Genomic DNA, 12,917 nt, shown 5'->3' on the forward strand with positions numbered 1-12,917 from the left:
CTGCCGCATCTCCGTATTCAAGGCGACGCGCTTTCGGTTACCAACGGTTCCCGCTCGGCCGCGATCGGTGAATCCGACCGGCGGGAGGTACGACGCTCCTGGAAAGTGCGAGCCAGGTGGACTTCGAGTTGGGCGTGGCGGAATTGATAGACCGCACCGGCCTTGCGCAACACCCCTCGCTCGTGGGCGTCGTCCAGAAAGGCGACCACCGCCCAGGGCAGCCGCCCGGTCAGTGGCAACCACATGCGCGACAGAGCCACCCACTGCCCCCAAGCCGTGAAACTCAGCCCGTATCCGAGGCCGCCCCCGAACGCACCCTCGATTCCGAAGGTGAGCCCGGCCAGGAGCCCCACCACGGGTCCGGGCGCGAACTCGCCCACGGGCCCGGGCGAGCACCCGATAGCGATCCCGGCCGGAATCCCGAGCACCAGCAACCACACGAGCATGTAGACGAACGCGTTCTTGCGGTTCGTCCTCAACAGGTCCGAAGCGCTGATCGCGGATGACGTGTCTATAGGGGTTTCCAGCCAGGCCATGATCGCAAGCGCGAATCCGGCGCCGAATCCGAGTTCCGCCGGGAAAAGCAACGCACCCCGGAGCCCGCCGCTGAATCCGTCGTCGAACCCCAACGGCCCGATGACGAACCTGTCCAAGAGTTCCAGCACAACCGCAGACGGCACCCCGAACCCGAACCCCAGCACGAACCTGCGGACGATCTCGGAAGTATCCTGCCGGACCCCGCCGAAGAGCTGGATCCGCAGCGTCGACGGCTTGGACGCCGGACCCCTGGGCAGGAACCCGTAAACGAATCCGAAGACCAACCCGGCCACCAGTCCGTGCAGGAGCCAGACCAGGAGCCCCCGCTCGATCGCGAATCCGGGCCGGTGCTTCGTCCCGATCAGGTCCACGGGCAGGTTCCCGATTCCGGTCGATGCTCCCAGAGCCGTTCCGGCCAGGAACCCGACCACGAGCATGCGCGTCGAACGGCGTACAGCGGTGCCCAGTTGCCACCACGCGAGGTCATGGGTCTTGAGTTCAGCCAGGTGCGTGGCGAGGTAGCCGAGCCAGTACTGGGCACGTTCGGGGGTCCAGTGACGACGGCGGTGACGGGTACGCGTACGGCGGGAACCGTCCGCGTCGCTGTCGTCCGTCGGCTCGAGTTGGTAAGCGGCGGGGACGAACGCGGCCAGGAGATGATCCTGCAGGTCTTCGGGCGTTCGGAATTCCAGCAGTTTCCCGGGATCCTGTCCGGGAACGTCGCTGTAGATGGTGCGGGCCAGGGAGACCATCAACGGGGTACGGAGAACCTCGGCCAGGTTCGCCGTGCACGGGGAGGACGGCCGTTCGCGTAATCGCGCCAGGACGGCGTCCCATACGGTGCTGTCCGCGCCGCCTCCCCTGACCGGCCGACTGGCTCGGGTCAGGTAGTCGGCGTAGTCCTCGACGGTGAGACCCTCCAGTTCGACGACTGCGGCGGCGGTCAGCACATCAGACCGTTCGGGGCCGCTGACAGCCCTGTTGTATTCGTCGGGGCGGCTGGTGAGCAGCAGCGGCATGGTGGTGGCCTTGTTGAGCGCTTCGAGCGCCTTGCCGTGCAGGCCGTTGGGGATTTCGTCGAAACCGTCGAGAACGGGAAGGATCCTGTCCGTGTCGACCAGGACGCGGGCCAGGCTGCCTCCGTGCTCAGCCCGAGCCGCGAGGAAGGGGTGGTCGCGGATCAGCTGGGCGCACATCCAACCGCGCAGTGAAGTGACGGCCGGATCCCAGGAACCCAGGCTGAAGATCACCGGCACCCGGTCGCCGGGGGCGCGGGCGTCGAGCCAGTCGACGAGGAAGCGCAGGGTGAGGATCGACTTGCCCGCCCCGGCCTCACCCAGCACCACCAGTCGACAGGACGGAACGGAGAGGTACGCCTCGACGATCTGGTCGAGTTCGCCGTCCAGTGGGAGGGGCTGTGCAACCGCCCCGCGCGGGAGCTTGCGGATGCTGGCCCAGTGATCGAAGACATCCCGGTCTGTGCACCGGAAACGCAGGGGGAGCGGGAACGGGTCGTGCACCCGCCGTTGCTCCTCCTCCCTGCGCCATTGCCTGGACACCTCTCGGGCGAGGGCCTCGGCCGGGTCGTCATCAGCCGGCGGTGCCTGTACGGGTGGCGGTGGGAGCCGCGTGAGGTGGGCGGCACGGGTCGGCAGGCCGATCAGCTCGCTCAGTTCATCGATCTGAGCTCGGCTGAGGCGTCTGTACCAGCGTTGCACCCGGCTTGCCGTGAGCCTGCCCGGACCGTCGGTGGCGTGATGCAGGCTGACCACTCCGATCAGGTACCCGCTGCTCCACACCGCGGCTCCCGACATCCCTTCCCAGGGGGAGCGGCCCTCCGGATCGGACCCCGGAGCGCTTACGGAGATCTCCAGGGTGCCCTTGCGCAGGTCCGCCCACGGGGTGGTACTGCCCAGTGCATGGTGGGAATCCCGGTACTGCGTGATCCTGTTGAGCTCCGACGATCCGATTTCGAGACGGAGTTTGAATTTGGGAAATCCCAGCGATTCGCAATCCACGGGCTGGGTGATTCGGCCGAATCGCACCGGCGGGACCTCGGCGGCGTACAGCTCTCCGCTGCCCACGTCCCTTGCCATCCTGAGCACCGCGATATCGACTTCGGAGTCCTCCCACACCGGATCCGCTTCGGCGGACAACTCCGTCACGTCACCGTCCTCGGTGAGGAATCGCAGCGTGACCGAGACCGCGTCCCGCACGACATGGGCGGCCGTGAGCACCGTATCCCCGCTCACGCGGTAGCCCGATCCGCGCCACCCCTCGCCTCCGCGCCCGACGATGATGACCTGTACCACTCGCCGTACATCGAACCCGTCCGGCTCGTGCGCCCCGGTTGCGCCGCCGCCTGTGGCGCTCATTGCTCGTTCTCGTCGGCGCGGCCGGAGACGAACGGCGGGCTGTGCGACCCGGCGAGGGTGGGCTGCAGCGCCAGTTTGATCAGCTGCGTCGAGGTGCGGCTCGCCGTCGTGTCCGCACCGGATTCCACCACCCAGAACCGCACCTTCGCCTCCGCGTGACCGGCCCGCTCCACAGCGACCGACAATTCCAGCTCGATCGTCCCCAATTCGAAGCGCAGCGCCTCATCTTTCCCGGCGACGACCGCCTGTTCCAACTCCTCCCGCAGATCTCTGATCACACGCGCCAACTCGATCATCCATGCCCCCTACGCCGGTGCGCCGGTCGGTCACTGAAGAAAACTCTAGCCGCGCGGAGAGCCTGAACACATCCCTTCAGAAGGGTGGTTGACGGAAAAGGGATTACCGACCGGCGCGTTTTCCTGCTGTTGTTTCTGCTGTTGCCAGTGAGGCCTACTCGATGATCCGAATGCAGGGGCACATGCATTCGGCAGATGACTGGACTCCACGAGCGTTGCTGGACACCCCCGTCGACGCAGCCATGGATCGACTCAGCGCCGGGACGTGAGAGAGCCGGACCCGTATCGTCGGGTCCGGCTCTCTCACGCCAACTACCGCCGCTCGGACACCCGGTTGCCGGCCATCAGTTTTCCGGCCATCAGTTGGCGGCGATGAACTGCTTGGCAAGCGCCTCGCCGCTGGTCACCGCCGCGCTGTGGCTCTCGATCGGGCTGGCCTTGGAGTTCTTGAACAAGATGTACGTGACGCCCGAGTCGGCGCCGCCCGTCTCCGGGTCGGGGTCGATGCCGAGACCCTTGGCGGCGCTGTACGAGGCCTCGCCGATGATCTTGTTGGGGCCGGTGTCGCCCACGACCGCGTACTCGACCTGGTTGTTGTAGATGACGGCCACGACGCCGCCCCCCCTTGATGCCGTTCGCCGAGTAGTCCCAGATGCTGCTGGAGCTGGGCACGACGACGTACGGAAGCGCCGCCGCGTTCAGCGCCTTGCCGTCGGACTGGTGGAACGCCGTGTCGTCCTGGAACCACGGGTCGGTGTCGGCGCTGCACTGCGAGGTGATCTGGCCGTCGCAGTCGACATCCATGTCGGCCTTCCAGAAGACCGCGCCGTTCTTGCCGCAGACCGGCACGGTCGCGGAAGTCTCCTCATCGGTGCGGTACTTGCCGTTGGATATCTGCGAACAGCTGGTCACCTTGGCCAGCAGATCCGCGGCACTCACCGAACCCTCCTGGAGCTTCGCGGAGGAGGCAGCGGCCGTGTGGGGACTCGCGGCTGCGGGGAGGGCGGCGGCGAGCGGGGCCGCTGCGGTGACGAGGAGCGCGGCGAGAAGACGACGACGCATGGGGGGGGCTCCCTCTGTCAGGAAAGTTTCCTTACTGGGACATGACAAAGGTGCCGACCGCTCAGCGCCCCGTCAACCCCTCGTGCACCAGCAGGGCGCGAGCTCACTCGGGACAGCCCCTAGGCTGCAGGTCATGAACCCGGCCAGGACAAACGGTGTGACCGCCGAGCCGACCATCCTTGATGCCGTCGAGCTGGCTTCCGACCCGGAGCTGGCAGCCCGGTTCGCGGAGTCGGCCCACCGGATCCTGGCTGACCTGGTGCGCGGAGGGGCCGCGCTGGGCTGGGTGGACCCTCCGTCGCCCGCTGAGGTGGCAGAACTTCTCGCCGGTGTCGCCTCCACGGCACAGGTCGGGGACGCGGCTCTGCGCGCTGCTTACCTCGACCGCCGGCTTGTCGGGTTGGGGTACTGGCTCCGCTACGCCCGACCGACCCATCGGCCGCACGCAGATGTGGAGAAGATCGCGGTGGATGCCGCCGCTCATGGTCATGGCATCGGCCGGGCGCTGACCGCCGCCTTGATCTCCGACGCCCGGGAGGCGGGCATCGAGGTCCTCACCCTGGACGCCCGGGGTGACAACGTCCCGGCCCAACGCCTTTACCAGTCACTCGGCTTCACCGAATACGGCCGCCTTCCCGACTTCGTCGCCGTCGGCGAATCCCGCTTCGACAAGGTCTTCTACATGCTGGACTTCCGCCTGCAAGGCTGACGACTCCCAGGGCCCGGCGGCCACTCTTCGAGCCTGCCGTGAAGGTCTCTTCACGGCAGGCCTGCGACAGCGATCAGCCTGCTGACCGGTGACCGTCGAATCGCCGGACAGGTCCTACTGGGCCCCGGGCCGCTCCCCGCCCCGTCCCGCCGAAGTCGCTCCGTGTCCCCGACCAGGCGGGTGAGGCGCTTCGCCGTCCGGGGTGACCGGTTCGCTCAGGCCCAGGCCCGCGCCGCCGGAGACTCCGGCCAGTTCCGAGCCCAGTGACTCGGCCGGGGGCACCCGGTGCTTGCGGCCGACGTGGCCGGTCAGGAGGGAGGAGAGCGCCGCCACCAGGCAGGCCGCCACCGCGAACCAGAACGCGATGACCAGGCCCTGGTGGAACGGCCCGGAGATCAGGTGCGGGAAGAACTCCTTGCTGGTGAGGTGTTTCCCGCCGTCGGGTAGCTTCGTCAGATGGTCGCCGAGCAGCTGCTGGAGCGGGTTGTACCCCAGGAACGCGGCGAACAGCACGGCGATCGGCGGCAGTTGGGAGACCTGCGTGGCCTCGGAGTTGGGCACACCCTGGGACACCAGGCCGTCGTGCATCACGCTCGGCAGGGTGTCCGAGAGGCCCGCGATCATCAGGCTGAAGAAGATGCCGATGGAGAGCACCATGGCGGAGTTCTGGAAGGTCGCCGTCATTCCGGAGCCGACGCCCCGTGACTGCGCCGGGACCGCGTTCATGATCTCGGCCCGGTTGGGCGAGGCGAACAGGCCGGAACCCAGGCCGTTGACCAGGATGAGCAGCGCGAAGATCCAGTAGTGGAAGTCGGTCGGCAGGGTCATCAGGGCCAGGAAGCTCGCAGCGGTCAGCAGTGCGCCGCCGACGGTGAAGGGGCGGGCGCCCAGCCGGTCCGAGAGCCAGCCGGAGAGCGGCGCCGAGAGAAGGAAGCCGACAGTCAGCGGGATCATGTAGATCCCCGCCCACAGGGGGGTCTTCTCGAAGCTGTAGCCGTGCAGGGGCAGCCAGATGCCCTGGAGCCAGATGATCAGCATGAACTGGAGGCCGCCCCGGCCCAGCGCGGTCAGCAGGCTGGCGATGTTGCCGGCGGTGAAGGCCCGTACCCGGAAGAGGGAGAGCCGGAACAGCGGCTCGGCCACCTTCATCTCGATCCAGACGAACGCCCCGAGCACCACCGCGCCGCCGATCAGCGCGGTCAGCACCCAGGGGTTGGACCAGCCCATGGTGCTGGTGCCGTAGGGCTGGATGCCGTACGTGATGCCGACCAGCACCGAGATCAGGCCGAGGGCGAAGGTGATGTTGCCCCACCAGTCCATCCGCGCCCTGGCCCGCACGCCGGTGTCGTGCAGCTTGACGTAGGCCCAGATGGTACCGAAGACGCCGAAGGGCACCGATACGAGGAAGATCATCTTCCAGTTGACCGGGGCCAGCACCCCGCCGAGGATCAGCCCGAGGAACGAACCGGCAATGGCGGCAATGGAGTTGATGCCGAGCGCCGTGCCGCGCTGGTTGGCGGGGAACGCGTCGGTCAGGATCGCCGTCGAGTTGGCGAAGAGCAGTGCGCCGCCGACCCCCTGGGCGATACGCCAGCCGATCAGCCACAGCGCGCCCGCACTGCCCTGCAGCCAGGTCACCGAGAGCATGATCGAGCAGACGGTGAAGACCGCGAAGCCGAGGTTGTACATCCTGACCCGGCCGAACATGTCGCCGAGCCTGCCGAACGCCACCACGAGTACCGCGGTGACCACCATGAAGCCCATGAGCATCCACAGCAGATAGCTGGTGTTCGCGGAGTCGAGCGGGTCCAGATGGATTCCGCGGAAGATGTCCGGCAGCGCGATCAGCACGATCGACTGATTGATCATCACCATCAGTACACCGAGTGTGGTGTTGGACAGTGCGATCCATTTGTAGTGGTCCCCCGGCCCGTCGGAGGGGGGCGTCGTCTTCTCGGTTATTCGGCCGCTCCTGCCCACCATGCACGTTCCCCTCTGCATGCAGCCCGGCCCACTGACGCCGTCGGGCACGGGTCGTTAGTTGACGCAAGCAATCTAACTCTTGTAGGTGGCATCCACATTTCCCGCAGGCAGGATCACCGGCCAAGAGCGGGAGTGACCCGCACCAACGGCCCCTCCCGTCACCGGAGTCTCACGCCGCGGTGCGCCGGGGTCGTCGTGAACGCTCTACCGAAGCCGCACGTCAGGCGGCGCGGCATGTGGCGCGGCCCGAAAGCGGCCGGGGCGCGCGAACGGGGCGTACGAACACTCTGGCCCTAATACACACGTACGGATTGTGACTCACCTCACACGTGAGCGTTACTCCGTACCGCGTCACGCGGAGGCCCGCTTCTTCGCGGGCGTCCGCTTCGCGGCCGATTTCTTCGCGGTCGTCTTCTTCGCGGCCGTCTTCTTGGCCGCGCCACCGCCGCCGGTCGCCCGGCCCGAGGACGCCTTCTTCGCGGCAGGCTTCTTCGCCGCGGCCTTCCTCCCGGCAGCCTTCTTCCCGCCGGCTTTCTTCCTCCCTGCCGACCCCGTCGACCCGGACGACCCCGCCGACCCGGACGACCCCGCCGACCGCAGCTCCGTCACCTGCGCGTCCGCCCCGGAGTCCCCCTCCTCGCCGCGCGAGGACTTCGCCGCCCGCACGCTCTTCTCCAGCGCCGACATCAGATCGAGCACCTTGCCGACACCAGCCTCCGCGGTGGGCTGCGCGGACGCCTCCCCGCCGGACGTCTTCGAGGCGATCAGCTCCTCCACCGCCTCCCGGTAGTCGTCGTGCAGGGACTCCATCTCCACGTCGCCGAGGGTGTCCATCAGGGTGTCCGCCAGGTCGAGTTCGGCGTCCCGCACCGTGACCGACGCCTCCGGGGCGGCCCCTTCGTGCGAACGGATCTCGTCCGGCCAGAGCAGACCGTGCATCGCGATGGCGTCACCGACGACCCGCAGCATCCCCAGCCGCTCCCGCCCGCGCAGCGCGAACTTCGCGAGGGCGACCCGGCGGCTGCGCTTGAGCGCCTCGCGCAGCAGGATGTACGGCTTCGCCGCGGGTACGCCGTTCGCGACCAGGTAGTACGCCGCGTCCATCTGTAGCGGGTCGATCGAGTCCAGCGGCACGAACGCCACGATCTCGATCGTCTTCGCGGTCGGCAGCGGCAGCGCCGCGAGGTCCTCGTCGGTGATCGGGATGATCGAGCCGTCGGCGTCCTCGTACCCCTTGCCGATGTCGGCGGAGGTCAGCTCCTCCTCGTCCAGCTCGCAGACCTTGCGGTAGCGGATCCGGCCCCCGTCAGCCGTGTGGATCTGCCGGAACGAGACCGCGTGGTTCTCGGTGGCGTTCACCAGCTTGATCGGAATGCTGACCAGGCCGAAGGAGATGGCCCCGTTCCATATGGATCGCACGATGTCTCCCATTCGAGCGGTGGAGCAGCGGACCGGCGAGGGATTCGAACGTTTGCACGTTCATGAATCCGTTTTGTCATGCTTTGTGGGACTCTCATCGTATGTCCCCGATCACCGAGGTGGAGGGGCGACGGCTTCCGCTGACCCGCCTCGACAAGGTCCTGTACCCGTCCACGGGCACCACGAAGGGCGAGGTCCTGCACTACTGCGCGAGTACCGCGGGCGCCCTGCTCGCGCATCTGCACAACCGGCCGGTGTCGTTCCTGCGCTACCCGGACGGCCCCGACGGCCAGCTGTTCTTCACCAAGAACGTGCCGCCCGGAACACCCGGCTGGGTGCGGACCGCGGAGGTGCCGCGCTCCCGGTCCAGGGATGCGGAGCAGGTCCTCGTACAGGATCTGTCGAGCCTGATGTGGGCGGCGAATCTGGTGGTGGAATTCCATACCCCGCAGTGGCAGGCCGATTCCCCGGCCCGCGCCGACCGGCTGGTCCTCGATCTGGACCCCGGGCCCCCGGCCACCGCGATCGAGTGCTGCGCGGTGGCGCTGTGGCTGCGCGAGCGGGTGGCGGCCGACGGGCTGTCCCTGTACGCGAAGACCTCGGGCTCCAAGGGCCTGCATCTGCTCGCTCCGCTGGAGCCGACCCCGTCCGACGAGGTCTCGGCGTACGCCAAGGGGCTGGCCGTCGAGGCCGAGGCCGCGCTGCCCGGTCTGGCGCTCCACCGGATGACGCGGGCGCTGCGGCCCGGCAAGGTCTTCGTGGACCACAGTCAGAACGCGGCGGCGAAGACCACGGCGGCCCCCTACACCCTGCGGGCCCGGTCGCGGCCGACCGTCTCCGCTCCGGTGACCTGGGAGGAGGTCGAGGGGGCCGCGGACCCCGCCGACCTGGTCTTCCTGATCGGCGACATCGGCCCCCGGCTCCAGCGGTACGGGGATCTGCTCGGCCCGCTGATCAATCTCAACCGGGCCCGGCCCCTGCCCCGCCCGTAGGGCGTTTCGCCCGGATCGGACCGGGATGCGGCAGGCGCGTCCGGCCACCGGACATCGGGGGCGCCGGAGGGGCGGGAACCCGGCTACGGTGTACCGCAATTACCGACCAGGAGGGGACCAAACATGATCATTTTCGGTACCAGAGGCTATCTCTACCAGTTGGCGATAATGACGCTGGTGTGCGGACAGTGCGGCAATCCGTCGGCCCACACGCTCCGCAGGCGCGTCACCAAGTTCACGCTGTTCTTCGTCCCGCTGTTCCCCATCTCCAGCAAGTTCGCCACCCAGTGCACCTTCTGCGGTGTGGAGAACCGGGTGACCAAGGAGCAGGCCGACCAGCTGCTGGCCCAGACCCAGGGTCAGCCGCAGGGCCCGCAGCAGGGTTACAGCCAGCCCGCGCCGCAGCAGCAGGGGCAGAACCCTTACCAGCAGTGAGCCGAACTCCCCGTCACCGCGGGCGGCCCTGGCGCACCGTCACGCCGGGGCCGTCGGCGCCGCGCCCGCGCGCACGGGGAACCGGGCGCCGTCTGCACACCAGTGCCGGAGTTCACGGCGCCGCGCCCGCGCGCACGAAGAACCGAGACACGGGATGCGCACCGAGGCGCATGAGGTGCGCACCACGGCAGCGGATGCACCGCACCATAAGGCGCACTGTGACATTAGCGGACATAGCGTCAACGGCTTGCTACGTTTCCTGGCATGACCGCATCGACGGTGGACGCTCCCCCGCCGGAACTACGCCTGCCGAAGCGGCGGGGCGTCGAGCTCGTGCTGCTGATCGGCGCCGTCCTGATCTCCGTGTACGGATACATCGCCGTCGGGCTCGCCAAGCACGACGCGGTACCGGCCGATGCCGCGAACTACGGCGCGGGTCTCGGCCTGCTGGCCCTCGTCGCCCACCTCACCGTGCGTTTCCGGGCGCCGTACGCCGACCCGTTGCTGCTGCCGATCGCCGTTCTGCTCAACGGCATCGGCCTGGTCCTGATCTACCGCCTCGACCTGGAGACCCCCGGCGACGCCGCCGCACCCACCCAGCTGATCTGGTCCACGCTCGGGGTGGCGCTCTTCATCGCCTTCGTGTTCTTCCTGCGGGACCACCGGATCCTCCAGCGGTACGCGTACCTGTCGGTGGCCGTCGCGCTGGTGCTGATGATCATCCCGATCCTGTTCCCCGCGGTGAACGGCGCGAAGATCTGGATCCGGGTCGGCGGATTCTCCATCCAGCCGGGCGAGTTCGCGAAGATCCTGCTCGCGGTGTTCTTCGCCGCGTACCTCGCCGCGAACCGCAACGCCCTCTCGTACACCGGACGTAAGATCTGGAAGCTCCAGCTGCCCACCATGCGGGTGTTCGCGCCGATCCTCGCCATCTGGCTGATCAGCGTCGGGGTCCTCGTCCTGGAGCGCGACCTCGGTACCTCGCTGCTCTTCTTCGGGCTGTTCGTGATCATGCTGTACGTGGCGACCGGCCGGGGCAGCTGGATCGCCATCGGCATGGTGCTGGCCGCCTTCGGCGCGTTCGTCGTCGGCAATCTCGAACCCCACATCCGCAGCCGGGTCACCGACTGGCTGCACCCCTTCGCCTCGATCGACGCGGGCCACGGCGCCAATCAGCTCGCCCAGTCGCTGTTCTCCTTCGCGGCCGGCGGCATCCTCGGGACCGGGCTGGGCCTCGGCCACTCCATCCTCATCGGCTTCGCGGTCAAGTCGGACTTCATCCTGGCGACCGCGGGCGAGGAACTCGGCCTGGCCGGGCTCTCCGCGATCTTCCTGCTGTACGCGCTGGTGGTGGCCCGCGGCTACCGGGCGGGCCTCGCCCTGCGCGACACCTTCGGGCGGCTGCTCGCGATCGGTCTCTCCTCGATCCTGGCGATCCAGGTCTTCGTGATCGCGGGCGGGGTGATGGGGCTGATCCCGCTGACCGGTATGGCGATGCCCTTCCTCGCACAGGGCGGTTCGTCGCTGGTCACCAACTGGATCATCGTGGCGCTGCTCATCCGGATCAGCGACTCCGCACGCAGACCGCACCTCGACTACGTGGAGACCGGGCTCATCGCGCCGATCGTGGAGGACGAGTCATGATCCGCTACATCCGGCGGGCAGCCGCCTGCTGTCTGCTGCTCCTGGTGGCCCTGCTGGTCAACGCGGCCCGGGTGCAGGTCTTCCAGGCCGACTCGCTGGACAACAACCCGGCCAACCGCCGCCTGACCATTGCCCGTTACCAACAGCCGCGCGGCAACATCCTGGTCGGCGGCTCGTCCGTCACCGGGTCGAAGGACACCGGCCAGCAGCTGCGGTACGAGCGGACGTACCGGCAGGGCCCGCTGTACGCGCCGGTCACCGGCTACGCCTCGCAGACGTACGGCACGACCCTGATCGAGAACGCCGAGGACGGCATCCTCTCCGGCACCGACTCGATGCTCGCCCCCTTCCCGCTCTGGAACGAACTGACGCGCGCCCAGCAGCCGGGCGGCAACGTGGCCACCACCATCAAGGCCTCGATGCAGGAGGCCGCGTACAACGGGCTCGGCGGCAGGCGGGGTGCGGTCGCCGCCATCGAGCCCTCGACCGGCAAGATCCTGGCACTGGTCAGCAGCCCCTCGTACGATCCGGGGCTGCTGTCCGGCACCGGCCCGGCGGTCGCCGGCACCTGGTCCCGGCTGAACGGCCTCACCTCGCAGCCGATGCTCAACCGGGCCATCCGGCAGACGTATCCGCCCGGTTCGACCTTCAAGATCGTGACGGCCGCCGCGGCGCTCGACTCGGGCGTGGTCAGCGACATGAACGCGGACACCGACACCCCCGACCCGTACACCCTGCCCAACACCACGACGGTCCTCCCCAACGAGGCGAGCGGCTGCGGGAACGCGTCACTCGCGTACGCCATCGAGGTCTCCTGCAACACGGTGATGGCCAACCTCGGGGTGGAGGTCGGGCTGCACGGCATGGACGACGCGGTGGGCAACTTCGGCTTCAACGACAGCGGTGTGAAGATCCCCTCCGGGGTCGCCAGGAGCAACTTCGACACGGACATGAGCCGTGACCAGCTGGCGCTGTCCTCGATCGGGCAGTTCAACACCACGGCGACACCGTTGCAGATGGCGATGGTCTCCGCCGCGGTGGCGAACGGGGGGACCCTGATGTACCCGCACCTGGTGGACGAGACCCGGACCAAGGGCGGCCGGGTGGTCAGCCGTACCGGCCAGAAGTCCTACCGCCAGGCGATGAAGGCGTCCACGGCCGTCCAGTTGCAGCAGATGATGGTCGACGTGGTGACGCAGGGCACCGGATCCAACGCGGCGATCCAGGGCGCGACGGTCGGCGGCAAGACCGGCACCGCGCAGAACGGTGTCAACAACGCCGGTACGCCGTACGCCTGGTTCATCTCCTGGGCGAAGGCGGACGGCGCGAGCCGCCCCGCGGTGGCGGTGGCCGTGGTGGTCGAGGACGCCTCGGCCAATCGCGCGGACATCTCGGGCGGCGGGTTCGCCGCACCGATCGCACGGGCGGTCATGCAGGCGGCGCTGGGGCGTTGAGCGTACGGCGC

The 12,917-nt window shown here is 68.4% G+C and carries 9 protein-coding genes and 1 pseudogene; 5 read left to right on the top strand and 5 right to left on the bottom strand.

All coding sequences use genetic code 11. From position 1 onward, the window contains the following. Positions 1 to 17: 17 nt before the first annotated feature. The 3 genes and pseudogenes from NBY69_RS02075 to NBY69_RS02085 all read right to left on the bottom strand — a co-directional run bounded on the left by NBY69_RS02075 (position 18) and on the right by NBY69_RS02085 (position 4,270). Positions 18 to 2,912, bottom strand: coding sequence for an NACHT domain-containing protein (locus tag NBY69_RS02075; protein ID WP_250297851.1), 2,895 nt, complete (start codon positions 2,910 to 2,912; stop codon positions 18 to 20). Beyond that, on the bottom strand, positions 2,909 to 3,208 hold the full coding sequence (locus NBY69_RS02080; RefSeq protein WP_250297852.1) for a trypco2 family protein: 300 nt from the start codon (positions 3,206 to 3,208) through the stop codon (positions 2,909 to 2,911). Before NBY69_RS02080 ends, NBY69_RS02075 begins: the two co-directional genes overlap by 4 nt. A 359-nt stretch (positions 3,209 to 3,567) precedes the next feature. Then, positions 3,568 to 4,270 (bottom strand): annotated as a pseudogene (locus NBY69_RS02085) (glycoside hydrolase family 75 protein). Between the two features lie 133 nt (positions 4,271 to 4,403). Here NBY69_RS02085 and NBY69_RS02090 point away from each other — a divergent pair. Continuing rightward, on the top strand, positions 4,404 to 4,979 hold the full coding sequence (locus NBY69_RS02090) for a GNAT family N-acetyltransferase (RefSeq protein ID WP_250297853.1): 576 nt from the start codon (positions 4,404 to 4,406) through the stop codon (positions 4,977 to 4,979). A 114-nt stretch (positions 4,980 to 5,093) separates the two neighbouring features. Here the strand turns inward: NBY69_RS02090 and NBY69_RS02095 are convergent, their stop codons facing one another. After that, positions 5,094 to 6,962, bottom strand: a complete 1,869-nt coding sequence (locus NBY69_RS02095) for an MFS transporter (RefSeq protein WP_329167720.1) — start codon at positions 6,960 to 6,962, stop codon at positions 5,094 to 5,096. Between the two features lie 351 nt (positions 6,963 to 7,313). After that, entirely contained in the window at positions 7,314 to 8,381 is a 1,068-nt protein-coding gene (locus NBY69_RS02100; protein WP_250297854.1) for a Ku protein, read from the bottom strand. 101 nt (positions 8,382 to 8,482) lie between these two features. On the opposite strand from NBY69_RS02100, the gene ligD reads away from it, so the two are divergent. From ligD to NBY69_RS02120, 4 genes are all read left to right on the top strand, one after another. Then, positions 8,483 to 9,373 carry a non-homologous end-joining DNA ligase gene (gene ligD, locus NBY69_RS02105; RefSeq protein WP_250297855.1) on the top strand — a complete coding sequence of 297 codons (891 nt, stop codon included), beginning with the start codon at positions 8,483 to 8,485 and terminating at the stop codon, positions 9,371 to 9,373. A 123-nt stretch (positions 9,374 to 9,496) separates the two neighbouring features. After that, positions 9,497 to 9,808, top strand: coding sequence for a zinc-ribbon domain-containing protein (locus NBY69_RS02110; RefSeq protein ID WP_250297856.1), 312 nt, complete (start codon positions 9,497 to 9,499; stop codon positions 9,806 to 9,808). Between the two features lie 264 nt (positions 9,809 to 10,072). Further along, complete coding sequence (locus NBY69_RS02115) at positions 10,073 to 11,452, top strand: FtsW/RodA/SpoVE family cell cycle protein (RefSeq protein ID WP_250297857.1); 1,380 nt, start codon at positions 10,073 to 10,075, stop codon at positions 11,450 to 11,452. Continuing rightward, complete coding sequence (locus tag NBY69_RS02120; protein WP_250297858.1) at positions 11,449 to 12,906, top strand: penicillin-binding transpeptidase domain-containing protein; 1,458 nt, start codon at positions 11,449 to 11,451, stop codon at positions 12,904 to 12,906. The genes NBY69_RS02115 and NBY69_RS02120 overlap by 4 nt, the downstream gene beginning before the upstream one ends. Positions 12,907 to 12,917 lie beyond the last annotated feature (11 nt).

This window comes from Streptomyces sp. A 4/2 (genome assembly GCF_940670765.1).
Lineage (GTDB): Bacteria > Actinomycetota > Actinomycetes > Streptomycetales > Streptomycetaceae > Streptomyces.